The 23,415-nt window shown below is 60.8% G+C and carries 19 protein-coding genes; 10 read left to right on the forward strand and 9 right to left on the reverse strand.

The annotated features are described in order from the left end of the window. Positions 1 to 45: 45 nt before the first annotated feature. The 6 genes from G5149_RS17930 to G5149_RS17955 all read right to left on the reverse strand — a co-directional run bounded on the left by G5149_RS17930 (position 46) and on the right by G5149_RS17955 (position 9,919). Complete coding sequence (locus tag G5149_RS17930; protein WP_421213204.1) at positions 46 to 1,779, reverse strand: methyl-accepting chemotaxis protein; 1,734 nt, start codon at positions 1,777 to 1,779, stop codon at positions 46 to 48. A 51-nt stretch (positions 1,780 to 1,830) separates the two neighbouring features. Continuing rightward, positions 1,831 to 2,841, reverse strand: a complete 1,011-nt coding sequence (mglC, locus tag G5149_RS17935) for a galactose/methyl galactoside ABC transporter permease MglC (RefSeq protein ID WP_005342585.1) — start codon at positions 2,839 to 2,841, stop codon at positions 1,831 to 1,833. A gap of 16 nt (positions 2,842 to 2,857) precedes the next feature. Next, positions 2,858 to 4,378 carry a galactose/methyl galactoside ABC transporter ATP-binding protein MglA gene (mglA, locus tag G5149_RS17940; RefSeq protein ID WP_041234376.1) on the reverse strand — a complete coding sequence of 507 codons (1,521 nt, stop codon included), beginning with the start codon at positions 4,376 to 4,378 and terminating at the stop codon, positions 2,858 to 2,860. A 53-nt stretch (positions 4,379 to 4,431) separates the two neighbouring features. Further along, on the reverse strand, positions 4,432 to 5,418 hold the full coding sequence (mglB, locus tag G5149_RS17945; protein WP_139473043.1) for a galactose/glucose ABC transporter substrate-binding protein MglB: 987 nt from the start codon (positions 5,416 to 5,418) through the stop codon (positions 4,432 to 4,434). Positions 5,419 to 5,662: 244 nt separating this feature from the next. After that, a complete protein-coding gene (locus tag G5149_RS17950) occupies positions 5,663 to 8,722 on the reverse strand; it encodes a beta-galactosidase (RefSeq protein ID WP_236348563.1) in 3,060 nt (1,019 codons plus the stop codon). Between the two features lie 189 nt (positions 8,723 to 8,911). Continuing rightward, positions 8,912 to 9,919 (reverse strand): substrate-binding domain-containing protein, encoded by a 1,008-nt coding sequence (locus G5149_RS17955; RefSeq protein ID WP_236348562.1) that lies wholly within the window; start codon positions 9,917 to 9,919, stop codon positions 8,912 to 8,914. A 202-nt stretch (positions 9,920 to 10,121) separates the two neighbouring features. On the opposite strand from G5149_RS17955, the gene galE reads away from it, so the two are divergent. The 5 genes from galE (at position 10,122) to bacA (ending at position 15,381) form a co-directional block, all read left to right on the forward strand. Continuing rightward, the gene (gene galE, locus G5149_RS17960; protein ID WP_421213207.1) at positions 10,122 to 11,135 is read left to right on the forward strand and encodes a UDP-glucose 4-epimerase GalE; all 1,014 of its coding nucleotides are present in this window, start codon (positions 10,122 to 10,124) and stop codon (positions 11,133 to 11,135) included. Between the two features lie 60 nt (positions 11,136 to 11,195). Next, complete coding sequence (locus tag G5149_RS17965) at positions 11,196 to 12,254, forward strand: UDP-glucose--hexose-1-phosphate uridylyltransferase (protein WP_421213246.1); 1,059 nt, start codon at positions 11,196 to 11,198, stop codon at positions 12,252 to 12,254. Continuing rightward, positions 12,251 to 13,399: a galactokinase gene (galK, locus tag G5149_RS17970; protein ID WP_421213209.1), complete on the forward strand. Its 1,149-nt coding sequence runs from the start codon at positions 12,251 to 12,253 to the stop codon at positions 13,397 to 13,399. The genes G5149_RS17965 and galK overlap by 4 nt, the downstream gene beginning before the upstream one ends. Positions 13,400 to 13,463: 64 nt before the next feature. After that, positions 13,464 to 14,453 (forward strand): galactose-1-epimerase, encoded by a 990-nt coding sequence (gene galM / locus G5149_RS17975; RefSeq protein WP_421213210.1) that lies wholly within the window; start codon positions 13,464 to 13,466, stop codon positions 14,451 to 14,453. A 112-nt stretch (positions 14,454 to 14,565) separates the two neighbouring features. Beyond that, entirely contained in the window at positions 14,566 to 15,381 is an 816-nt protein-coding gene (gene bacA / locus G5149_RS17980; RefSeq protein WP_005342563.1) for an undecaprenyl-diphosphate phosphatase, read from the forward strand. A 77-nt stretch (positions 15,382 to 15,458) separates the two neighbouring features. Here bacA and G5149_RS17985 read toward each other — a convergent pair whose 3' ends face one another. From G5149_RS17985 to G5149_RS17995, 3 genes are all read right to left on the reverse strand, one after another. Further along, positions 15,459 to 16,154 carry a ChrR family anti-sigma-E factor gene (locus G5149_RS17985; protein WP_005342562.1) on the reverse strand — a complete coding sequence of 232 codons (696 nt, stop codon included), beginning with the start codon at positions 16,152 to 16,154 and terminating at the stop codon, positions 15,459 to 15,461. After that, a complete protein-coding gene (locus tag G5149_RS17990) occupies positions 16,147 to 16,716 on the reverse strand; it encodes a sigma-70 family RNA polymerase sigma factor (protein WP_421213248.1) in 570 nt (189 codons plus the stop codon). Before G5149_RS17990 ends, G5149_RS17985 begins: the two co-directional genes overlap by 8 nt. Positions 16,717 to 16,856: 140 nt before the next feature. Further along, positions 16,857 to 17,423, reverse strand: a complete 567-nt coding sequence (locus G5149_RS17995) for an LON peptidase substrate-binding domain-containing protein (RefSeq protein ID WP_005342560.1) — start codon at positions 17,421 to 17,423, stop codon at positions 16,857 to 16,859. Positions 17,424 to 17,734: 311 nt separating this feature from the next. On the opposite strand from G5149_RS17995, the gene argS reads away from it, so the two are divergent. The 5 genes from argS (at position 17,735) to G5149_RS18020 (ending at position 23,342) form a co-directional block, all read left to right on the forward strand. Beyond that, entirely contained in the window at positions 17,735 to 19,480 is a 1,746-nt protein-coding gene (gene argS, locus G5149_RS18000; protein ID WP_005342559.1) for an arginine--tRNA ligase, read from the forward strand. Positions 19,481 to 19,483: 3 nt separating this feature from the next. Then, the gene (locus G5149_RS18005) at positions 19,484 to 20,323 is read left to right on the forward strand and encodes an SPOR domain-containing protein (RefSeq protein ID WP_421213213.1); all 840 of its coding nucleotides are present in this window, start codon (positions 19,484 to 19,486) and stop codon (positions 20,321 to 20,323) included. A gap of 186 nt (positions 20,324 to 20,509) precedes the next feature. Then, a complete protein-coding gene (gene hslV / locus G5149_RS18010; RefSeq protein ID WP_042018387.1) occupies positions 20,510 to 21,043 on the forward strand; it encodes an ATP-dependent protease subunit HslV in 534 nt (177 codons plus the stop codon). 66 nt (positions 21,044 to 21,109) lie between these two features. Further along, positions 21,110 to 22,438 carry an HslU--HslV peptidase ATPase subunit gene (gene hslU, locus G5149_RS18015; RefSeq protein ID WP_005340773.1) on the forward strand — a complete coding sequence of 443 codons (1,329 nt, stop codon included), beginning with the start codon at positions 21,110 to 21,112 and terminating at the stop codon, positions 22,436 to 22,438. Between the two features lie 262 nt (positions 22,439 to 22,700). Next, positions 22,701 to 23,342 (forward strand): TetR/AcrR family transcriptional regulator, encoded by a 642-nt coding sequence (locus tag G5149_RS18020; RefSeq protein WP_421213215.1) that lies wholly within the window; start codon positions 22,701 to 22,703, stop codon positions 23,340 to 23,342. Positions 23,343 to 23,415: the final 73 nt, after the last annotated feature.

Below are 23,415 nucleotides of genomic sequence, written 5' to 3' on the forward strand. Positions count from 1 at the left end.
AACAGGGCCGGATGGCCCTGTTTTGTTATTGACTGAGCACAGGTCTCACTCCAGTCGGAAGTGGCCCACGATCTCCCGCAGCCGGTCGTAGGTTTGCTGCATCGCGGCGGAACTGGCAACCGTCGCTTCGCCATTGTGGGTCAGCTGGCGGATCACTTCGGCAATGGCACTCATGTTGCGATTGATCTCTTCAGCAACCGCACTCTGCTGCTCCGCTGCCGTGGCGATATGGCTGATGAGATCGTTGATCTCCACCACTTCCCCCGCCATCAGATCCAGCGACTCGTTGACTTTAGTGGTGTTCTCGGCAGCCCCCTGACAGCTCTGCTTGGTGTTGCCCATGGCCTCCACCACAGTCCGGGTGCCCCGCTGCAGGCTGGCCAGCATGGTCTGGATCTCTGCAGTGCTCTTCTGGGTACGGGCCGCAAGCGAGCGTACCTCATCCGCCACCACCGCAAAGCCACGACCCTGTTCCCCGGCGCGAGCCGCCTCGATAGCGGCGTTGAGGGCCAGCAGGTTGGTTTGTTCGGCAATACTGCCAATCACCCCCAGCACGGAGCCAATCTGCTGCACATCCTGCTGCATGGCTTCGATGGAGCGGGCAGTGGCTTCCACTTCGTCCACCAGAGCCATCACGCTGGTCATGGCCTGATCCACCACCTGGCGGGACTGGCTCGCCAGCTGCTGGCTCTGGCCGGTGAGCTGGGCGGTGCTGGCCGCACTTTCAGAAACGGAGACCGCGGTGCGACTCATCTCATTGATGGCGGTCACCACCTGCTCGGTCTCGCGCACGTGGTCCGCCAATAGGGACTGGGCGGCGCCGGTCTGGCTGGCCAGCCCCTCGATGCCGCTGTTGAGCTGGCCGCTCGCCTGTTGCACCTCCCCCATCATCTCCTGCAACCGTTCGATAAAACGGTTGATCCCGGCCGAGATCTGGCCCAGGTCATCCTTGCTGGTCACCGCCAACCGGCAGGTGAGATCGCCGCTGCCGCGAGAGAGCTCCAGCACCAGATCCCGTAACGAAACAATGGGTCTATAAGCCACGTTGAGTGCCAGCATTGCCAGCACCATCACCACTATCGCCACACCAAACAGCGCCATGATGATCTGGCCGTTGAGTGACCGGGTCATGGCACGGATATAGTCAAGATCGATGTAGCCGGTCAGCGTCCAGCTGTTACCGCGAATATCCAGCTGGTTGGGACGCGCTTCGCTCTCCCCTTGCGGCTTGCTGTCATATAGGCTGTTGCCCTGACTGTCGGCCAGCGAGAAGTAGCGCCCCTCGCCACTCATCTTCGCCAGCAGGCTCTTGAACTCGCTCATGTCGAGGTAGTAGAGATAGGCGGAATCGGCGCCGCGCGGCACCAGAATGGTGATAACCGGCTTGCCATCCACCTGTTGCAGCGGGCTGACGGTAATCTGGTTGTTGGCTGCGGGGATCAGCTTGCGCAGGGCATCGACCCTGGCGCTGTCGTTGATGACGCCGCTCACGTCGAATGCCATGTCGCCGATCACTTTGACGATGTTGTGAAAGCCGGTCTCTTGCAGGGTCTTCTTGACGTTGGTCACCCCGAAGTTGAGGTTGGCGGCCAGCAGGATTTTCTGATTGATGTCGCTGGCCAGCTTCTCTTTGACCAGAGTGATCTGTTCGTTGATGTTGTGGGTGGCTTGAGTGCGAATGTAGCCACTGATGAAGTGGTTGACGCTGAGCCCGGCGGTGCCGATGGTGACCAGAATGGCCAGTAGCAGCAAGAGGTAAATCTTGACCTTGAATGGCATGGGTTCCCTCCAGAAGAGAGGGCTGGCAACGCCAACCCTCTCTGCCAATCGTTATTTCTTCTTGGCGTACTTCATGGAATCCAATGCCACCGCCAGAATGATGATGCCGCCCTTGATGATGAACTGCCAGTAAGGGCTGACCCCGATATAGGTCAAACCATAGTTGATCAGAGTGAAAATGAGTACGCCGGTGATCACACCCGCAACCGTTCCCACCCCGCCAGCAAACGACACGCCACCCACCACGCACGCTGCGATAGCATCCAGCTCGTACATGAAGCCCAGGTTGTTGGTGGCACTGCCGATCCGGCCCGCTTCCAGCATGCCGCCGAAGGCGTAGAAGACCCCCGCCAGCGCATAGATCATCACCAGATTGACGGCTACGTTGACACCGGAGACCTTGGCCGCCTCGGGGTTGCCACCGATAGCGAAGATGTTCTTGCCAAAGCGAGTCTTGTTCCACAGTACCCAGACAAAGACGCTGGCGATGGCCGCATAGAAGGTGAGATAGGATAGCTTGAATCCTCCTATCCGGATAAACCCTTGGGCAAAGCTGGAGAAGCGGGGGTCAAACCCGGCCACCGGCGACGCCCCTACCGAGTCAAAGTAGAGGGAGTTGATACCGTAGACGATGATCATGGTGCCCAGGGTAGTAATGAACGGGGTGACGTTCAGGTAGGCCACGATCAGACCGTTGACCAGACCGATCAGCGCCCCCACCACACACACCAGCAGGATCACCGCCGGAATGGGCACCTCCCCCAGCGTCGGGAACACCTTGTTGACGTTGGTCAGCGCCTGCAGCATGGTGGCCGCGATGAGTGCCGCCAGACCGACCTGACGACCGGCCGAGAGATCCGTACCCTGGGTGATGATGATGCCCGCCACCCCTAGCGCAATGATGACCCGCACCGAGGACTGGGTCAGGATGTTGCTGAAGTTGGTGAGGCTCAGGAAGGAGGGCTCCTGGATCACGATGACCATGAGCAGCACCAGCAGCACCAGATAGATGGCGTTTTCCTTGAGCGCCTGCATCAGATTGAAATTTTTAGCCGACTCCATAAATGTCTTCCTGTCTCTAGAGGTACAGAGATGCCAGGCGCAGTATCTCGCTCTGGTCAGTTTCTTTGGTATTGACGATCCCGGCGACCCGGCCGTTGCTCATCACCATGATGCGGTCGGTGATCCCCAGCAATTCCGGCATCTCTGACGAGATGATGATGATCCCCTTGTCCTTCTTCGCCAGCTCCAGGATGAGCTGGTAGATCTCGAACTTGGCCCCGACGTCTATGCCGCGGGTGGGCTCGTCGAGCATCAGGATCTCCGGCTGGGTCAGCAGCCAGCGACCGATGATCACCTTCTGCTGGTTACCCCCGGAGAGGGAACCGATCTGGGTCTGCTGGGTCGGCGTCTTGACCCGCATGGAGTCAATCACCCACTGGGTATCGCTCTTCATCTTGTTGTCGCTGAGCAGCCCCATGGAGCCCTTGTAGCTGTCCATGTTGGCGATCAGGGAGTTGAAGGCGATATCGAGCCGGGAATAGATACCGGTGGATCGGCGCTCTTCCGTCACCAGCGCAAAGCCGTTGCGAATCGCTTCGTGGGCGTTGTGGTTGGCTACCTCTTTGCCGTGCAGCTTGATGCTGCCCTGGCTGCGATCGCGAATACCGAACAGGGTCTCGACGATGTCGGTGCGCTTGGCCCCCACCAGTCCGGCGATACCGAGGATCTCCCCCTTGTGCAGGTTGAAGGTCACATCCTGAATGGAGGGCTGGTTTTTCGCCGTCAGGTGTTCGATCTCGAGGATCACCTCTTTCGGCTGGTTGGTTTTTTCCGGGAAACGCTGGGTCAGTTCACGGCCGACCATCATGCCGATGATCTGATCCATGGTCATGCCCTTGAGCGGCTGGGTTGCCACCCACTGGCCATCCCGCAATATGGTGATCTCATCACAGAGCTGGAAGATCTCCTCCATCTTGTGAGAGATGTAGACGATGCCGCACCCCTTCTCCTTCAACTTGTTGATGATTTTGAAGAGGTGGTTCACCTCTTTCTCGGTCAGGGAGGAGGTGGGTTCGTCCATGATGACGATCTTGGCATCGTAGGAGAACGCCTTGGCGATCTCGATCATCTGCATCTGGGAGACCGACAGGGTCGCGACCTTGACCTTGGGGTCGATGTCGATATCCAGCTCATCGAAGATGCGCTTGGTGTCGTCATACATCTTGCCGTGGTCGATAAACCACCCCTTGGTGGGGTAGCGGCCGAGCCACATGTTGTCCATCACGGTACGCTGCAGCACCAGGTTGAGCTCCTGATGCACCATGGAGACGCCATTCTCCAGCGCCTCTTTGGAGGAGGTGAAGTTGATCTCCTGCCCCTTGAAGAAGATCTTGCCCTGATCCTTCTCGTAAATGCCGAACAGGCACTTGAGCAGTGTGGATTTTCCCGCTCCGTTCTCGCCCATCAACGCATGCACAGAATGAGGACGGACCCGTAAATTGACATTATCGAGTGCCTTGACGCCGGGAAAGCTCTTACTGACGTCAATCATCTCCAACAGCCATTCTGATTGTTGCTGTGTTGTCATATCAGCCATCACATCTGGTTGAAAAAAGGGCAAGGGGATCTCCCTTGCCCTGGAGGAGGGAATTACTCGAATTGGGACAGGTTGTCTTTATCCACACCGACGTAGGCAACACGTACTACCTTGTCGACGATATTCCACTTGGTGCCTTCACCGGCCGGTTTGCCTTCAGCCAGGTTCTTGGTCAGCTCGAAGGTAGCTTTGGCCTGGTTGGCCGCATCGTTCAGCACGGTACCCGCCATGGCACCACTCTTGACCATGGCCAGCGCTTCCGGCAGCGCATCGACGCCGAACACCGGAATGGCGGTCTTGCCCTGGGCTTTCAGTGATTCGACTGCGCCCATTGCCATGCCGTCGTTGTTGGCGATGACCACTTCGATCTTGTTGGCATTGGGGCCGGAGATCCAGGCATCCATCTTGTCTTTCGCCATGGCGGTATCCCACATACCGGTATCCATGTGCAGCTGCTCAGTCTTGACGCCACCGTCGTTCAGGGTCTTGATCACGTAGGAGGTACGTGCTTCGGCATCTGGATGGCCCGGCTCCCCTTTCAGCAACACAAACTGGATCACGCCATCCTTGTTCAGATCCCACTCCGGATGGGCTTTCCAGTGTTTGGCAATCAGTTGACCCTGGATGATCCCTGACTCCTTGGAGTCGGTACCCACGTAGTAAGCCTTGTCGTAGCTGGCCAGATCGGTAGCGCTCGGCTCCTTGTTGTAGAAGACAACCGGGATATCTTCACCACGGGCTTTCTCAATCACCACCGGCGCCGCCGCCGGGTCAACCAGGTTGATGGCCAGCGCCTTCACCCCTTTGGCCAGCAGCACATCGATCTGGTCGTTCTGCTTGGACTGGTCGTTCTGGGAGTCGTTCATCAGCAGCTCCACCCCCGGAGTGGCTGCAGCCTCCTTTTCGATGGCCTTGCGCACGACCGCCATGAAGTTGTCGTCATATTTGTAAACGGTCACCCCGATACGGGTATCAGCCTGGGCATTGGCTCCAGCCATCATGCCCATCAGCAGGGCGGCAACTGTGGTCAGTTTTTTCATTATGTGTGCTCCGATGTGTCTATCTGTGTTGTAGGGTGGCGAGCAATTGAGCAAGCGCCAATCAATGTAATCAGTTTGTTGTCATTTCTTCTGTGATCATGACGACAAAATGAAAACGATTACACTCTGTTACATTGAAACTTTGTTTTTATTTTTCAAATGCATATGAATAAAAATCAGTTTTGAGACTCAATCATTTCCACAGCATTGAGGCTAGTCGTTACTGGCCTGTTGTCAAAATGGCTCAACGAAGGGTGCAGCCCCAACGGTAACGATGCTCGAGCAGTTGATACTCGGGACGCACGCTCTGGCTCCAGGAGTCATCACCGCCCACTCCCATGTGGGCGCCATCGAGACAGACCCACAGCCCCTCTTCGGCCACCAGATCGCTCTGGTGACGAGCAGCGGCCAGCTGTTGCTGACTGAAGCGGCTGGCACTGAAATGGAAGCTGCCGCTCACCGTCGTGCTGCCCAACTGCAACTGGCGGGTATCGCAGCGCAAGCCGTTGTCGCTCGGGAAGATGTAAGGGGTATGCATGGCCTCCAGCGGCAGGCTCCAGCGACCGAGATCGGCGCCCAGCAGGCGATCCGGATAGTTCTCGTGCGGCCCACGCCCCAGCCATTCTGCTCGCGCCGGTAACTCGGCCAGATGAAGCAGCAGACCGATCCGCGGCAGCGAAGGCAGCACCTGCGCCAGCTCGGTCTCTATCTCCAGGCTCATGGCGCCATCGTCGGTAAAGCGATGATGCCAGTGACTCACCAGCAGCAGCTCATCGTGATGGAAGTAGCCATGACTGACCCGGATATCCGCTCCGGCGACCGCGATCCCCAGACAGCGGTGCTGCCACTGACCGAGACCACACATCTGCCAGCGAGCAATCCAGGAGTTGGGGTCGGCGTGATCCGCTTCGCTGGTGCCAATGTCGTTGTCGAGCGGCGCCCGGTAGAAGTGATCCATGATCGGCGCCAGCAACTGCTCCTGCCCCGACTTTTGCCAGCTGGTGATGCGGCCGCTCAGCTTGTCGAGCCACCACTGGCTGTTTGCGGCGGTGATCCGCCAGCCATCCGGCTGCTCGCTCAGGGTGGCGGCAGCGACCGGCGCTGGCAGAACAAGGGGGGTCGGCAGGGTGAACTGCTGACGGGCGACCTTGTGATCCACCTGCGACCAGAGGGTGGCCTGTGGCTGAACGATGGCAAGATCGAGCCAGGCCAGTGAGCCTGCCGCAAAGGCGGGCAGTGTCTCGCTCAGTGTCAACTCGACCACTCCCTGTGGCGCCAGCTCAAGGGAGAACTCCCCCTGCTGCTGCACATGGCCGTTCTCGCACAGCTGCCAGCAAAGCCGCTCGTTGTCGGTGGAGCGGAACAGGTATTCACTCTCGATCCGCACCCGCAGCGGGGTGTGCTCAAGCAGAGTGAAGCGGAACGGCTGCTGGGCACGTTTTGCCTCGAACAGGGTGGGATGGGGGGTGCGATCCGGGAACAGCAGACCGTTGCAGCAGAACTGGCGATCGTTTTGCACATCACCGAAGTCGCCGCCGTAGCCCCAGTAGTGGCGACCATCGACGGTGTATTTGTCGAGCCCCTGATCGACCCAATCCCAGACAAACCCGCCTTGCAGGCGTGGATGATCGCGAAACGCCTGCCAGTAGTGGGCGTAGCCCCCCAGACTGTTGCCCATGGCGTGGGCATATTCGCAGAGGATCAACGGCCGGTGCTCGCCGGGCAGGCCGATCCACTTGGCCAGCGCCCACTTTGGCACCGCCGGGAAAGGCTGGTCCTGATGGGTTCTGGCATACATGGGACAGATAATGTCGGTCGCCGGGGTATCGGCCCCGCCCCCCTCGTACTGCACCGGACGGCTCGGGTCGCTGCGCTTGATCCAGCCATACATGGCATCGTGGGCCGGGCCGTAACCCGACTCGTTGCCGAGCGACCAGATGATGATGGAAGGGTGGTTGAAATCCCGTGCCACCATGCGGGTCGCCCGCTCCAGAAAAGCGTTGCTCCAGGCGGGATCCCGCGCCAGCCGACCCATCGGGGTCATGCCGTGGGTCTCCAGGTTCGCCTCATCCACCACATAGAGACCGAGCCGATCGCAGAGGCGATAGAAGTCGGGGTGGTTGGGATAGTGGGAGCAGCGCACCGCATTGAAGTTGTGGCGCTTCATCAGCAGCAGATCCCGCTCCATGGTGGCGCGATCGATGGCATAACCCTTGGCGGGATGGTGTTCATGACGGTTGGCACCGCGAATAAGCAGCGACTGACCGTTGACCCGCAGCAGGCCGCCACGGATCTCCACTGTCCGAAAGCCCACATCATAGGCTTCGCTCTCGATAGGCTCGCCCTGCTCGTCCAGCAGGGTCAGGGTCAAGCGATAAAGATGGGGCGTCTCGGCGTTCCACTTGCGCGGCGCTGCAACATCGAGCCACAGCTCGGCGCGATCGTCGTAAGCCCCTTTTTCGTCAATGGCTTGGGTGCCGATCGGTTGGCGCTGGGTCGCAACCTGCTCACCGCCGTCATAGAGATTGGCCTCCACCGACAGACCAACCGCATTAGCCGCCTGCAGTGCAATCTTGAGACGGCCATCCCGATAGCAGGCATCCAGCTCGGGGGTGATCCGGATATCCATCAGATGACGGGTTGGTTTGTGCAGCAAAGTGACGGAACGGAAGATTCCCGACAGCCACCACATATCCTGATCTTCCAGATAGGAGCCATCTGACCACCGCAGCACCAGCACCGCCAGCCGGTTGCGACCGGCTTGCAGATAATGAGTCAGATCGAATTCGGCGGGCAGCCGGCTGTCCTGGGAGTAGCCGACCCAGCGGCCGTTGCAGAAGAGATAGAAGGCACTGCTCACCCCGTCAAAGATGATCCGGCTCTGGCCGCTGGCAAGCCAGTCGGCGGGCAGTTCGAACTCGCGGGAGTAGCAACCGGTGGGGTTCTCTGCCGGTACCCGCGGCGGATCGCAGGGAAAGGGGTACTTGATATTGGTGTAGATGGGGCCATCGGTGAACGGCCGCGCAGCCGGATAGGCGGCATCCAGCTGCCAGTTGCCCGGCACCGTGATGGGGCAGGCATCCACCAGATCCTGCGCCAACCAGCTCTCGGGCACCCGCTCGGGAGCGGCAAAGAAGGAGAAGCGCCACTCGCCATCAAGCAAGAGACGGGAGGAAGAGGCCAAATCACCTCTGGCATCCGCTTCGCTGCGCCAGCTGAACATGGGGGTATGGGCAGCCAGCCGGTTTACCGACGTAACGGCCTGAGTCTGCCAATCCTGACGCGCCACTATCTCCCTGAGCATTCACTCTCTCCCTGCTGATTGGAAAACGTATTCAGTCTAGAGAAGTATGACGCAGGGAACGGCGATCTCGCTCACACAGATGTAAACGATTACACTTAATTTGTTAAGTAAAGCGGAGTAAAAATGATTAAAAATAGGTAAAACAATAACTGTGCAATAAACGGCCCCGAACAGGGCCGTAAAAGGGGGTTATCCGGCCCGAACCGGTGCAACCGAGTGGCGATTGATCAGGGTGGGGGTATAGATCCGGCTCTGGGTCGCGTCACTCTCCCCCGCCGCCAGCTGAATGGCCAGCTTGGCCGCCTGGGCCGCCATCAGCTCGATGGGATAGCGCATGGTGGAGAGCTTGGGGCGCAGATATCTGGCATAGATGATGTCATCGAAGCCCACCACCGAGACCTCCTCCGGCACTCGCAGGCCGTTGTCCGCCAGCACGGAGATGGCGCCCGCCGCCATGGCATCGTTATAGGCAACCACAGCGGTCACCTTGAGCCCCTTGGCCAGCAGATTAAGCATGGCGCGCTCGCCTCCCTCCTCGTTCGGCGTGCCGCTCTCGATAAGCTCGGGATCGGCTGCCAGACCCGCTTCCATCAGCCCATCCTGATAACCTTGCAGACGCAAGGTGGCATCCTCGATGGCGTGATCCGAGCTGATAAAGGCGATATGGCGGTGGCCCAGCTCGATCAGATGACGGGTCGCCGTGGCGGCACCCAGCCGGTTGTTGAGGGCGATGCAGCGCCCCCTGAGGGCCGGAATATCGCGGTTGATCAGCACCATACCGGGCACCCGCATGGCGTAATCGCACAATTCCTCGTCGCTCAGCGCCTTGCTGTGCACCACCAGCGCCTCGCAGCGCTTGCCGATCAGCAGCTCGATCGCCTCACGCTCCTGACGCGCCTTGTGAAAACCGTTACCCATCAGCAGGTGAAGGTTCTGCTCGACGGCGATGCCGGAGACCCCCTTCACCAGCGCACCGAAGAAGGGATCGGCCACGTCACCGACCACCACCCCCATGGTGTCGCAAGTCTGGCTGACCAGTGCCCGCGCGTTGGCGTTGGGGGTGTAGCCCAGTTCGGCCATGGCCTTCTGCACCACTTCGCGAGACACGGCGCTGGCCTTGGGGGAGTTGTTCATCACCCGTGAAACCGTTGCCACCGACACATTGGCCAAACGGGCGACATCCTTGATGGTGCTCATGCTGTTTTCACTTCTTTCACTGTGCAATAGAGCGCCATTATACCCAGCAAACCCATTGAAAACAGGGGCGAAATAAATATCTGCCGTCAGGATAATCACAAAAACAGTGTAATCGTTTACACCATTTTGCAAGCAAGCTCACAGTTTGGTCGCCACACCCTCGGCTAGACTGCTTCCAGACACTTTTTCAGTGGAGAGCAAGATGAATGTTCTGGTCACCGGCGGTTGCGGATATATCGGCAGCCACACCTGTCTGGCCCTGCAAGCGGCAGGCATGAATCCCGTGGTGGTCGACAACCTCGGCAACAGCAAGCGCAGCGTGCTGGCCCGAGTCGCCGCCATCAACGGCCAGCAACCCTTGTTCTATCAAGGGGATATTCGCGATGGGGCTCTGCTGGACCGGATCTTCGCCGAACAGCAGATCGATGCTGTGATCCACTTTGCCGCCCTCAAGGCGGTCGGCGAGTCGACCCGCATTCCACTGGATTACTACGAGAACAACCTGAGCGGCACCCTCACCCTGCTACAGGCGATGAAGCGGGCTGGCGTGCACAATCTGGTGTTCAGCTCATCAGCTACCGTCTACGGCGATCCCGCCAGCCTGCCGATCCGCGAGGATTTCCCCCGCAGCGCCACCAACCCCTACGGGCGATCCAAGCTGATTATCGAGGAGATCCTCGAGGATCTGCAGCTGGCCGAGCCGCACTGGAGCATGACCCTGCTGCGCTATTTCAATCCGGTCGGCGCCCACGAATCGGGCACCATGGGGGAAGATCCCCAAGGCATCCCCAACAATTTGATGCCCTATATCACCCAGGTCGCCATCGGCCGTCGCGACTGCTTGTCTGTCTTTGGAAACGATTACCCCACCCCGGACGGCACCGGTGTGCGCGACTACATCCACGTGATGGATCTCGCCGAGGGGCACGTCAAGGCGCTGCAGCACTGCGCCGGCAAGGGTGGCGTGCACACCTACAACCTGGGCACCGGCAAGGGCCAGAGCGTGTTGCAGCTGGTCGCCGCCTTCTCCGCTGCCTGTGGCAAGCCGCTGCCATTTCGCATCGAACCGCGCCGCCCTGGCGACATCGCCGCCTGCTGGGCCGATCCGGCCAAGGCCGAGCGTGAGCTGGGCTGGCAGGCGACCCGCGACATCGACGCTATGTGTGCCGACAGCTGGCGCTGGCAATCCGCCAATCCGAACGGTTACGAGGAGTAGGCCTGCCTGCTCCCTGTTAATAGACAACCTTATTTTTCAATACATTATTCAGGAGAGATGATGTTCAACCCCGTCGATCATCCCCATCGCCGCTTCAACCCGCTGACCGGCCAGTATGTGCTGGTCTCCCCCCACCGGGCCAAACGCCCCTGGCAGGGACAGGTGGAGAAGGTGAGTCAGGCCCCCAAACAGGCCCATGATCCCGACTGCTTCCTCTGCGCGGGCAACACCCGGGTCACTGGCGACATCAACCCCGACTACAAGGGCACCTTCGTCTTTACCAACGACTTCGCCGCCCTGATGCAGGATACTCCGGCCGCCGATAGCGCCAGCGATCCCCTGCTGAAACTGGAAGCCGCCCGCGGCACCAGCCGGGTCATCTGCTTCTCGCCGGATCACGGCAAGACCCTGCCCGAGCTGCCGCTGCCCGCCATCGAGGGGGTGATCACCACCTGGATGGATCAGGTCGCCGAGCTGTCAGCCCAGTGGGAATGGGTGCAGGTATTTGAAAACAAAGGCGCCGTCATGGGCTGCTCCAACCCGCACCCCCACGGCCAGATCTGGGGCAGCGACTTCCTGCCCAACGAGATCGCCCGCGAAGAGCAGCACCAGCGTGACTGGCTGGCCGAGCATGGCCGTCCCATGCTGCTGGAGTATGTGGAGCGGGAGCTGGCGGATCGCTCGCGCATTGTGGTGGAGACCGAGCACTGGCTCGCCGTAGTTCCCTTCTGGGCCGCCTGGCCGTTCGAAACCCTGCTGCTGCCCAAGGCGCACGTCCCCTCCATGCTCAACCTGACCCAGGCCCAGCAACAGGATCTGGCGGTGGCGCTCAAGGAGCTCACCAGCCGTTACGACAACCTGTTCGAGTGCAGCTTCCCCTACTCCATGGGCTGGCACTTTGCACCACCCAAATCGGATTGCCCCGAGGCGTGGCAACTGCATGCCCACTTCTATCCGCCCCTGCTGCGCTCCGCCACCGTGCGCAAATTCATGGTCGGCTTCGAGATGCTGGCCGAAACCCAGCGCGACCTGACTCCGGAGCAGGCCGCCGAGCGGCTGCGCGCGCTGAGCCCCATTCACTACAACCAGACCAGCCACGCCAATGAGGAGGCCCTATGACCCCGAGCCAACGCGTCAGCACCGTTTTTGCCGAGCAATTTGCCAAAGCGCCCGATCTGCTGGTGCGCGCCCCCGGCCGCGTCAACCTCATCGGTGAACATACCGACTACAACGACGGCTTCGTACTGCCCTGCGCCATCGACTACGAGACCTGCGTCGCCATCGGTCTGCGCGATGACCGACAAGTGCAGGTGATCGCCGCCGACTACGACAACCAGCGCGACCAGTTCGACCTCGATCAGCCCATCGAGCACCACCCCAGCCAACGCTGGAGCGACTACATCCGCGGCGTGGTGAAGTATCTGCAGGAGCGCGGTTATGCTCTGCGCGGCCTCGATCTGGTGGTCTCCGGCAACGTGCCGCAGGGGGCGGGGCTCTCCTCCTCCGCTTCGCTGGAAGTGGCCATCGGTCAGGCCTTCAAAGAGGCGCTGGGGCTCGATATCAGCCAGGCGGAGATCGCCCTCAACGGTCAGCAGGCGGAGAACAAGTTCGTCGGCTGCAACTGCGGCATCATGGATCAGATGATATCCGCCAGCGGCAAAACCGACCACGCCCTGCTGCTCGACTGCCGCTCGCTGGAGACCCGCCTCATCCCCATGCCGGCGGATCTGGCGGTGCTGATCGTCAACTCCAACGTGCGCCGCGGTCTGGTGGACAGCGAATACAACACTCGTCGCCAGCAGTGCGAAGCCGCCGCCCGTCACTACGGGGTCAAGGCGCTGCGCGACCTCGATCTGACTGGACTGGAAGCGGGCAAGGCCGGGCTGGATGAGGCCTGCTACCGCCGTGCCCGTCACATCGTCGGTGAAAATGCCCGCACCCTGGCGGCCGCCGATGCACTGGCGAGCCACGATCTGACACGGCTCGGCGAACTGATGGCCGAGTCGCACGCCGCCATGCGCGATGACTTCGAGATCACCGTGCCCGCCATCGACGGTCTGGTGGAGATCATCAAGGCTAAAATCGGCACAAATGGCGGCGTGCGGATGACCGGCGGCGGCTTCGGCGGCTGCGTGGTCGCCCTGCTGCGCCCGGAGAAAGTGGCCGAGGTGATTGCCGCGGTCGAGGCAGAGTATCCGGCCCTCTCCGGCCTCAAGGCCGACTGCTACGTCTGCCGCGCCAGTGCGGGGGCAGGAAAACTATGAGCCCATTTATGATGAAGGCCGACGGCTACATTTGCCGGATCGGCAACACAGGTGCAGGCAAGTTATGAGCAGCGCCATGATCCCTTTCGAGCTGGAAAACGAGGAGGGGCTGCGCCTGCGTGGCCTCAATTTCGGTGCCACCCTCACCTCCCTCACCCTGCCGGTAGTGGGCAAACGGCGTGAAGTGCTACTGGGCTGTGCCGACGATGCCTATCCCACCCAGCAGGTGTGGCTGGGTGCGGTAGCGGGCCGCTTTGCCAACCGCATTGGCGGCGCCGAGCTGCTACGCGATGGCCAGCACTGGCCGCTGGATGCCAATCAGCCCCCCCACTGCCTGCATGGCGGGCAGGCAGGCTTTCATCGCCAGCAGTGGCAGATCAAGGAGCTGGAGGCAGATCGGGTCAAGCTGGCATTGCTCTCCCGAGCAGGGGATCAAGGCTTTCCCGGCAACCTGCGGGTCACCCTGGAGTATCGGCTGGAGCAGAGCGATCTGGTGATCGATTTTGTCGCCAGCACAGATGCAGCGACCCCGGTCAGCCTCACCAGCCACACCTACTTCAATCTCGATGGGTCAGCCGATGGCGGCGATGTGCGTGACCACCTCATCAGCATCAATGCCGACCACTTCCTGCCGACCGATCCGAGCGGTTTGCCGCTCGCCATCACTCCGGTGGAAGGGCCATTCGATCTGCGCCACCAGCGCCTGATCGGACAAGATTGGCTGAGCCATCCTCAGCAGCAACAGGCCAAGGGGTATGACCACGCCTTCGTGCTCAACGGGCCGAGCGCCGAGTGGGCGGCGCGGGTGGTCTCGGGGGATCGCCAGCTGGCGATGGAGGTCTACACCAACCAGCCCTCGCTGCAGTTCTACACCGGCAACTGGCTGGCCAATACCCCGAATCGCCAGGGTCTGGCGCATCGGGATCACGACGGCTTCTGTCTTGAGGCACAACAGCTGCCGGACAGCCCCAATCGCCCCGAGCTGGGCAACCCCTGGCTGCTGCCGGGCGAGCGCTATCACCATCAGACCCGCTACCGTTTTATCCGCGACTGACTTAAAGGTTTCACAATTTTTCCGTAGCAGCGCCAGCAACATTCGAGCAAGATAAGCCGCCCCGAGAGCCTTCCGGGGCGTTTTTGCATCAACGTAGCAAGGATTCTGTTCGATGACTGACACTTATAGCCTGCTGGTCGCCTTTATTCTGGGCGTCGTCGAGGGGCTGACCGAGTTCCTCCCCGTCTCCTCCACCGGCCACATGATTATCGTCGGCCATCTGCTGGGCTTTGAAGGGCCCAAGGCCGCCACCTTCGAAGTGGTGATCCAGCTTGGCTCAATCCTCGCCGTGGTCGCCGTCTTCTGGCGCCGCCTGTTTGGCCTGATTGGCATCCACTTCGGCCAGAAGCCGTCCCGGGATCACGCAACCCTGTCGCTGGTGCATGTCATCCTCGGCATGCTGCCCGCCATCGTGGTCGGTCTGGCCATCCACAGCTGGATCAAGGCCAACCTGTTTGGTCCACAGACCGTCATGTACGCGCTGGTCGCGGGGGGCATCCTGCTGATCATCGCCGAGAAGTTCCGCCCGACCGTCACAGCCGAAACCCTGGATGACATCAGCTACAAGCAGGCGTTCGGTATCGGTCTGTTCCAGTGTCTGGCCCTGTGGCCCGGCTTCTCCCGCTCCGGCGCCACCATCAGTGGTGGCATGTTGATGGGGATCAGCCGTCACGCCGCCGCCGAGTTCTCTTTCATCATGGCAGTGCCCATGATGGTGGCGGCCAGCGGGCTTGATCTCTACAAGAGCCGCGATTTCCTCTCGATGGCCGACTTCCCGATGTTTGCAGTGGGCTTTATCACCGCCTTCGTGGTAGCGATGTTTGCGATCAAGACCTTCCTGACATTGATCCGCCGCATCGACTTTATCCCGTTCGCCATCTACCGCTTTGTCGTGGCATTCGCCGTCTATCTGGTGTTTGTCGCCTGACCGGCAGCCAGCAATGAAATGACAAAAGGGACCAACTTGGTCCCTTTTTCTATGGCGAATCTATGAAGAGGTTGAGCTCAGTAGAGGTGCTGGCTGATGCCGTTCAGCAGCCGCGACAGCCCCTTGGTGAACTGCACCGGCGCATCCTGCACCGTGTAGCAGAGGCAGCCATCCGGCGTGTGCGGACTGTGGGAGTGGCTGGCATCGCGCCAGATAAAATCTCCCGCCTTGTAAAGGGTGTCGCCATCCTCGATAGTGCCCGCCAACAGCAGGGTCAGCTCATAGCCCTGATGGGTGTGCTCGGGGATGCGGCCACCCGCCTCGATATGGAGCAGGCTGGCGCGGGCCCCCATCTCGTCCAGCGGCAGACTCTGCTGACGAATGGCCCCGATATGGCGCCACTTGGGCGAACGATAGCGGGCCAACACCCGTGGCAAGCGGTAGGCGTGGCCGGCCACCTCCAGCTCGCCGGACTGGGCTCGGGGCTGGTCATGTGTTGGCTCGGACAGGGGCTCTGCCAGCGGCTGGGCCAGAATATCCGCCAGCATGGCATCAAACCCTGCGTCCAGCGCCACGTCATCGCGGGGGGCCAGCTCGGGCTCTGCTGGCGAGGCAAGATATTGCTGCGCCAGCTCCTCTTCGAATGTTTTCAGTCGGGCAGCGCAATCGGGGCAGAGTTCACAGTGGGCGGAGAGCCCCACCGCCAGCGGCAGAGGCAGCTCGTCGGCGGCGAAGGCGCGCAGCATAGGGTCGGTCGGATGGGCTTTAATCATGGCCTTGCTCCACTTGCTCTTTCAATTTCTGTAACGCCAGCCGGAGGCGGGACTTGATGGTACCGAGCGGCACGCCAAGGCGCTCCGCCAGCTCCTGCTGGGAGAACTCCTGCAGATAGATGCCGCGCACCACCTGCTGTTGCGGCTCCGGCAGGATGCCCAGATAGTGGGCCATCTGACGGGTCAGCACCGCATCTTCCCCGCCGCTCAGATGCTCCTCTTCGGCCTGAAACTCCAGCACGGGCCACAGCTCCTCGGCACAGAGATCCTCCTTGCTGGCACGACGACGACGCAGCATGTCGAAGCACTGGTTGCGCATCACGGTGTAGATCCAGGTAGTCGGCGCTCCCTTGTCGGGGTGGTAGAGGCGCGCCTTTTGCCATACCAGCAGCATGGTCTCCTGCACCAGCTCCATGGCGTTGGCTTCGCTGCCGAGGTGGCGCAGGCCGTAGCTGCGAATGCGCGGCGCAAAGTGTTGGAACAGGCGGGCAAAAGCAGCCTTGTCGGCCTGCTCTGCCACCCTGATCAGCAGAGATTTGAGGTCGCCATCCGGGTTATCCATCACGGGCGAGGTCCTGCGTATGGTCGAGTGTGGTTGGCCAGTATATGCCATTGCGCCATCCCTTTGGTGTGCTGTCGAACATGCTGTGGTGATGACTGGTACGGCGCTGCGGCGCTGGCGGATCAGCGGGTCAGAAAAAATCAGTGACTGGCCACCAGCACTCCCTTGAGCAGGGCGATAGCGGGCTGATTGTCGGCGGCGGCCAGCAGCAGTTGTTTCTGTTCAGGGGGGATAGGCAGCACCTCCAGCCAGCGCTGGGCCACCCAGTTGCCATCATCCCAGCGGGGCGCGGGATAGAGGGCGGCATAGTCGGGATAATCGGCAAACACCTCCCGCAGCGCATCAACCAGTGGTTGCTGATCAGGATGGAGCCGGCGGGGCGGCCAGGCCGTCAGCGGCGTCACCTCGCCGATACGCAGGCCATCCTGCTCCTGCCACAGATCCTTTATCTGCACCCGCTCCACCCCCTGCACCGTGATCCCCAGCATGCCGTCCGGCAGCCGGTCGAAATCGATGATGGTGACCCGGGTGGCGATGGGCAGCATGTTGCGCAGGGCGTCGGGCTGGCGAGGGTCCACCATGCAGAGGGCAAAGCCGGACTCCCCCGCCTCGGCGATCATCCGCTGGTATCTCGGTTCGAAGATCCGCAGCGGCATGACACCGCCGGGCAGCAGGTGGGCAGATAGGGGAAACAGCGCCAGTCGCATCGCAAACTCCTCGGTTGGGAACCTCTGTTGATACGCCGGGCCAGAGGGAGGAGATCATTCCCGTCATCGGGAAAGGAAAAACCCTTAACAATCAGGGGAAAATAGCCTGGACAAGCCGCTTCGATATGCAGTAGAAATGGATAAGCACCGTAATTTCCGCCCAATATTCTGGAATATGGCGCCAAACGCAGTGAAATATCCGTCCGACAGCGAGCGGCGGGTCATCCCTATAGTTTTCTCGGGCCGATGCGGGTAAAATTCACGCCCTTATATATCAGTCATTTTTCGACGCGCAACCTTGGTGGTCAGTTATGAAAGAGCATATTCATCATCTACTTGAACAAACGGTAGCCAATCTCAAGTCAGCAGGCGTCCTGCCGGCAGACCTGGAAGCCCGCGTGCAAGTAGACCGATGCAAGGAAAAAGCTCACGGCGACCTGGCTACCAACCTGGCCATGCTGCTGGCCAAACCGGCCCGCAAGAATCCCCGTGAGCTGGCAGCGGCCATCATCGAGCACCTGCCTGCCTCCGACCTGATCGCCAAGGTCGAGATCGCCGGTCCCGGCTTCATCAACTTCTTCTTCGACCAGCGCTGGCTGGCCGGTCAGGTCGAGGCCATGGTGACCTCTGCCAACGCCAACGTACGGTTGCCCGCGCCACAAACCGTGGTGGTGGACTACTCCGCCCCCAACGTGGCCAAAGAGATGGCGGTGCACCACATCCGCTCCACCGTACTCGGTGACGTAGCTGCGCGCGCGCTGGAATTCCTCGGCCACAAAGTGATCCGTGCCAACCACATCGGCGACTGGGGCACCCAGTTCGGCATGCTGATCGCCTATCTGGAGAAGATGTCCAACGAACACGCCAGCGACATGGCACTCAAGGATCTGGAAGCCTTCTATACCCAGGCCAAGCGTTGCTACGACGAAGATGAAGCCTTCGCCGAGCGTGCCCGTAACTACGTGGTCAAGCTGCAGGGCGGCGACGAGTACTGCCGTACCATGTGGAAGAAGCTGGTCGACATGACCATGGAACAGAACCAGATCAACTACGACCGCCTGAATGTCTCCCTGACCAACAAGGACATCATGGGCGAGTCCATGTACAACGACATGCTGCCGGAGATCGTTGCCGACCTGAAAGCCAAGGGGCTGGCGGTCGAGAGCGAAGGCGCCACCGTTGTCTTCCTGGACGAGTTCAAGAACAAGGATGGCGAGGCCATGGGTGTCATCATCCAGAAGAGCGATGGCGGTTTCCTCTACACCACCACCGACATCGCCTGTGCCAAATACCGTTATGAAACCCTGGGCGCCGACCGTGTCATGTACTTCATCGACTCCCGTCAGCACCAGCACCTGATGCAGGCCTGGACCATCACCCGCAAGGCGGGTTATGTGCCGGAATCCGTGCCGCTCGAGCACCACGCCTTCGGCATGATGCTGGGCAAGGATGGTCGTCCCTACAAGACCCGCTCCGGTGGTACCGTCAAGCTGGTTGATCTGCTGAACGAAGCGGAAGAGCGCGCCGCTGCGCTGCTGGAGAGCCGCAACAGCGACCTCTCTGCCGAAGAGAAAGCCCAGGTGGTCAACGCCATCGCCATGGGCGCGGTCAAGTATGCGGATCTCTCCAAGAACCGCACTACCGACTACATCTTCGACTGGGATCTGATGCTGTCGTTTGAAGGCAACACCGCCCCTTACCTGCAGTATGCCTACACCCGTATCCAGTCCATCTTCCGCAAGGCTGGCGTCGATGCCGCTACCCTGACCGGCAATGTGACCCTGAACGAGGAAGCAGAAGAGGTGCTGGCCCAGAAGCTGATCCAGTTCTCCGACGCTGTCAACGGCGTGGCCGACAAAGGCATGCCGCACCTGCTCTGTACCTACCTGTACGAGTTGTCCGGCAACTTCATGACCTTCTATGAAGCCTGCCCGATCAACAAGGATGGCGTGGACGAAGCAACCCGTCAGAGCCGTCTGCTGCTGTGCGCCGCCACCGCCAAGGTGCTGAAACTGGGCCTCGGCGTACTGGGCATCCATACCCTGGAGCGCATGTAATAGATGGCAACCCGGGATTATGTCGGCAGCCGCCCGCGACGTCGGGCGGGTGGTCGAAACAGCAAGAAAGCGGCCCCTCGCCGCTTTCCTGTTATTCCAGTGCTGCTGGTCGTGGCACTGCTGGCAGGCTTTGGTGGCTTCCTTTACATGATCAATGGCAAGGGCAGCGACACCCCCACCATCGAAGAGCAGGTAAAGGCCAACAAGCCAAAACCACAGAACAACGGGTTGCCACAGGAGAAGTGGAGCTACATCGAACGGCTTGAGAACAAGCAGGTCGATGTTATCGAGCCACCGCCCCAGCCGGGTGTGCTGCCACCACCGGCAGATACCATGACCCTGCAACCGGAAAAGCTGCCGCAACCGGTACCGACCGACATTCCCCAACCGGGGACGCCCATCGGCCAGTCCAAACCCTATCAGACCAATCCGGCGACAACGCCTGACAACGGTGCGCCCGTTGCCAGCGCTCGGGAACAGGTGATCGCTCGCCAGGCCGAACGGGAACGGATGGAGCGGGAGATCCGTGCCGAGCTGGAGCGGGAGCGGGCCGAAGCAGCCAAGGCCAAAGCGGCTACCCCACCAGCCCAGACCGCAGCCGCCGACAGCAGTCGCTATATGATGCAGTGCGCGGCTCTGCGCTCGCAGGATTCCGCAGAGTCGCTCAAGGCACGTATCGCCTTCACCGCCGGTCTCTCTTCCAGCCTGCAGGTGGTCAACACGGCCAACGGCACCGTCTACAAGGTGATGGTGGGCCCCTTCAACGGCAAGGCGGCCGCCGACGCGGCCAACGGCAAGCTGCAGAGCTCCGGCATCAGCGGCTGCATTCCCAAGAAAGGGTAATCCGCATACCGATGACGCAAGGCCGGGTGGCAACACCCGGCCCTGTTCTTTTGGTGCCACTCGCCCCCCCCTGTTTGCTACCCCGTTTATCCCGACCAAAGGCAGGGTTGAAAAGCCCGTTTGCCATCCCCATCTTTCTTGCCATGCACAGTCAGGCCGTTATTCGGCTCAAGCGAGGTAAGTAAAGTGACTACCATAGTTTCAGTTCGCCGCAACGGTCAGGTCGTCATCGGTGGCGATGGCCAGGTCTCTCTTGGCAACACCGTCATGAAGGGCAACGCCCGCAAGGTTCATCGTCTCTATAACGGCAAGGTGCTGGCAGGTTTTGCTGGCGGTACTGCCGACGCCTTCACCCTGCTCGAGCGTTTCGAAGCAAAACTGCAGGCCCATCAGGGTAATCTGGAGCGCGCCGCCGTGGCGCTGGCCAAAGATTGGCGCACCGATCGCGCCCTGCGCCGCCTTGAAGCGCTGCTGGCCGTGGCCGACGAACACAAATCCTTCATCATCACCGGCAACGGTGACGTGGTCCAGCCGGAGCACGATCTCATCGCCATCGGCAGCGGCGGCAACTTCGCCCAGTCCGCCGCCATCGCCCTGCTGGAAAACACGGAGCTGGATGCCAGGAGCATTGTCGAGAAGTCCCTCAAGATTGCGGGCGACATCTGCGTCTTCACCAACGGCAACCACACCATCGAAGTGCTGGACTACGCCGCCAAATAAGGCCGCCAGCCAAACCCAATTTCCCAAGGGGTGGGCACTGCCCGCCCCGGATACAGGAACACCATCATGTCCGAGATGACCCCGAGAGAAATCGTCCACGAGCTGGATCGTCACATCATTGGTCAGGCCGATGCCAAGCGCGCCGTTGCCGTTGCCCTGCGCAACCGCTGGCGCCGGATGCAGCTCAACGAAGAGATGCGCCATGAAGTGACCCCGAAAAACATCCTGATGATCGGCCCGACCGGTGTCGGCAAGACCGAGATCGCCCGTCGTCTGGCCAAGCTGGCCAACGCCCCCTTCATCAAGGTGGAAGCGACCAAGTTCACCGAAGTGGGCTATGTCGGCAAGGAAGTGGACAGCATCATCCGCGATCTGACCGATGCCGCCATCAAGCTGGTGCGCGAAACCGAGATGGAGAAGATGAAATACCGCGCCGAGGAAGCCGCCGAAGAGCGCATTCTCGACGCCCTGCTGCCCAACCCGCGCAACACCTGGGGTGAGGAAGAGAAAGCCGACAACTCCAACACCCGCCAGATCTTCCGCAAGAAACTGCGGGAAGGTCAGCTGGATGACAAGGAGATCGAGCTGGAGCTCTCCGCCTCCCCGATGGGCGTCGAAATCATGACCCCGCCGGGCATGGAAGAGATGGCCAACCAGCTGCAGGGGCTGTTCCAGAATCTGGGCCAGAACCAGAAGAAGAAGCGCAAGATCAAGGTCAAAGAGGCGATGAAGGCGCTGATCGAAGAGGAAGCGGCCCGTCTGGTCAATCCGGAAGAGCTGAAGCAGAAAGCGATCGCCGCGGTCGAGAACAACGGCATCGTCTTCCTCGACGAGATCGACAAGATCTGCAAGCGCGGCGAGAGCTCGGGCCCCGATGTCTCCCGTGAAGGGGTACAGCGCGACCTGCTGCCGCTGGTTGAAGGTTGCACCGTCAACACCAAGCACGGCATGGTCAAGACCGACCACATCCTGTTTGTCGCCTCCGGCGCCTTCCAGATCGCCAAGCCGTCTGACCTCATCCCCGAGCTGCAGGGCCGTCTGCCGATCCGGGTCGAGCTGACCGCGCTGACCACCGATGACTTCGAGCGCATCCTGACCGAACCGAATGCCTCCCTGACCGATCAGTACAAGGCGCTGATGGCCACCGAAGGGGTCAACATCGAGTTCACCAAGGATGGCATCCGCCGTCTGGCCGAAGCGGCCTGGCAGGTCAACGAGCGTACCGAGAATATCGGTGCCCGTCGCCTGCACACAGTGATGGAACGCCTGATGGAAGATATCTCCTACGACGCCTCCGAGAAGTCCGGCGAGACCTTTGTCATCGACACCGACTACGTCAACGCCCATCTCGGTGCGCTTGTCGAGGATGAGGATCTGAGCCGCTTTATTCTGTAAGCTCGCCCAGCCATCACGATGAAAAACGCCTCCCTTCGCGGAGGCGTTTTTATTTCTCAATCGCCTCCTTCATCTCGCCACCAGCGCCCACACCTACGGCAACCAGTTCAATCCAAAACCGTTTCCAAACCTCTCCTTGCGAACGCCCGCCGTTTTTCATCCCCGCTGAAATCTGCTCAAAAAAAGATCTTTCCTATTCTCGGTGGCTGATTTATACATACGTATAAATCAGATCAAAATCTGTGCAGCAGGAACCAGAAAGATGAATCCAACCCGGCAGAAACTGCTCGATACCGGCCTCGCCATCGCCACCGAGAAGGGGCTGCGCGGCCTGACGGTGCGCGAGCTGGCGGCGGCGGCCGAGGTGAACCTCGGCTCCTTCGTCTACCACTTCGGCAACCGCGATGCCTTTATCGACGAGCTGGTCGAGCTCTGGTACGCCCCCCTCTATGACGAGCTCAAGGCGGTGGCAGCCAAAGGCTCCTACCCCTCTGCCATCGCCATGTTCGAGGCCACCATGGAGGCGCTGATCGGGCTGGTGGCGCGCCAGCGCGGCTTTATCAACCACCTGTTTGGCGATGCGCTGGCGGGCGAAGGGGCGGCCCAGCGCTTTCTGCTCAGCCTGCCGCGCCGTCATCCCCTGCTGCTGATCGAGCAGGTACGGATGGCACAGGTAGAAGGGTCGCTGGTCGCGGCTCACCCGCTCCAGCTGATGATCTTCATCATGGGGTCGGTCGGCCTGCCGCTGGTGATCGCCGGCAGCGGTCGTCAGCTCGGCTGGCTGCCCGAACAGGCCGCCCCCTTTCTCAGCCAGATAGACAACCCCGAGGCCGCCAGACAGCGGCTGGTATGGGCCCTGCGCGGCCTGCGCCCCACCGACATGAAAGAAGGAGAAGCGGCATGAAACAACGCATCGCGATGGTAGCTCTGCTGCTGGCGGTTCTCAGTGGTTACCTCTGGTTGCAGAGCCATCCTCA

It is taken from the genome of Aeromonas sp. 600479, assembly GCF_049175515.1.
GTDB lineage: Bacteria > Pseudomonadota > Gammaproteobacteria > Enterobacterales > Aeromonadaceae > Aeromonas > Aeromonas veronii_A.

What these genes read in the sequence shown, in the direction of transcription:
- galM (WP_421213210.1), top strand. Translation starts at nt 13,464, where the DNA reads ATGAGCAGCGCCATGATCCCTTTCGAGCTGGAAAACGAGGAGGGGCTG.
- G5149_RS18005 (WP_421213213.1), top strand. Translation starts at nt 19,484, where the DNA reads ATGGCAACCCGGGATTATGTCGGCAGCCGCCCGCGACGTCGGGCGGGT.
- mglA (WP_041234376.1), bottom strand. Translation starts at nt 4,378, where the DNA reads ATGGCTGATATGACAACACAGCAACAATCAGAATGGCTGTTGGAGATG.
- galE (WP_421213207.1), top strand. Translation starts at nt 10,122, where the DNA reads ATGAATGTTCTGGTCACCGGCGGTTGCGGATATATCGGCAGCCACACC.
- G5149_RS17995 (WP_005342560.1), bottom strand. Translation starts at nt 17,423, where the DNA reads ATGCGACTGGCGCTGTTTCCCCTATCTGCCCACCTGCTGCCCGGCGGT.
- G5149_RS17950 (WP_236348563.1), bottom strand. Translation starts at nt 8,722, where the DNA reads ATGCTCAGGGAGATAGTGGCGCGTCAGGATTGGCAGACTCAGGCCGTT.
- G5149_RS17985 (WP_005342562.1), bottom strand. Translation starts at nt 16,154, where the DNA reads ATGATTAAAGCCCATCCGACCGACCCTATGCTGCGCGCCTTCGCCGCC.
- mglC (WP_005342585.1), bottom strand. Translation starts at nt 2,841, where the DNA reads ATGGAGTCGGCTAAAAATTTCAATCTGATGCAGGCGCTCAAGGAAAAC.
- G5149_RS17990 (WP_421213248.1), bottom strand. Translation starts at nt 16,716, where the DNA reads ATGGATAACCCGGATGGCGACCTCAAATCTCTGCTGATCAGGGTGGCA.
- mglB (WP_139473043.1), bottom strand. Translation starts at nt 5,418, where the DNA reads ATGAAAAAACTGACCACAGTTGCCGCCCTGCTGATGGGCATGATGGCT.
- G5149_RS17930 (WP_421213204.1), bottom strand. Translation starts at nt 1,779, where the DNA reads ATGCCATTCAAGGTCAAGATTTACCTCTTGCTGCTACTGGCCATTCTG.
- bacA (WP_005342563.1), top strand. Translation starts at nt 14,566, where the DNA reads ATGACTGACACTTATAGCCTGCTGGTCGCCTTTATTCTGGGCGTCGTC.
- G5149_RS17955 (WP_236348562.1), bottom strand. Translation starts at nt 9,919, where the DNA reads ATGAGCACCATCAAGGATGTCGCCCGTTTGGCCAATGTGTCGGTGGCA.
- galK (WP_421213209.1), top strand. Translation starts at nt 12,251, where the DNA reads ATGACCCCGAGCCAACGCGTCAGCACCGTTTTTGCCGAGCAATTTGCC.
- argS (WP_005342559.1), top strand. Translation starts at nt 17,735, where the DNA reads ATGAAAGAGCATATTCATCATCTACTTGAACAAACGGTAGCCAATCTC.
- G5149_RS17965 (WP_421213246.1), top strand. Translation starts at nt 11,196, where the DNA reads ATGTTCAACCCCGTCGATCATCCCCATCGCCGCTTCAACCCGCTGACC.
- hslU (WP_005340773.1), top strand. Translation starts at nt 21,110, where the DNA reads ATGTCCGAGATGACCCCGAGAGAAATCGTCCACGAGCTGGATCGTCAC.
- G5149_RS18020 (WP_421213215.1), top strand. Translation starts at nt 22,701, where the DNA reads ATGAATCCAACCCGGCAGAAACTGCTCGATACCGGCCTCGCCATCGCC.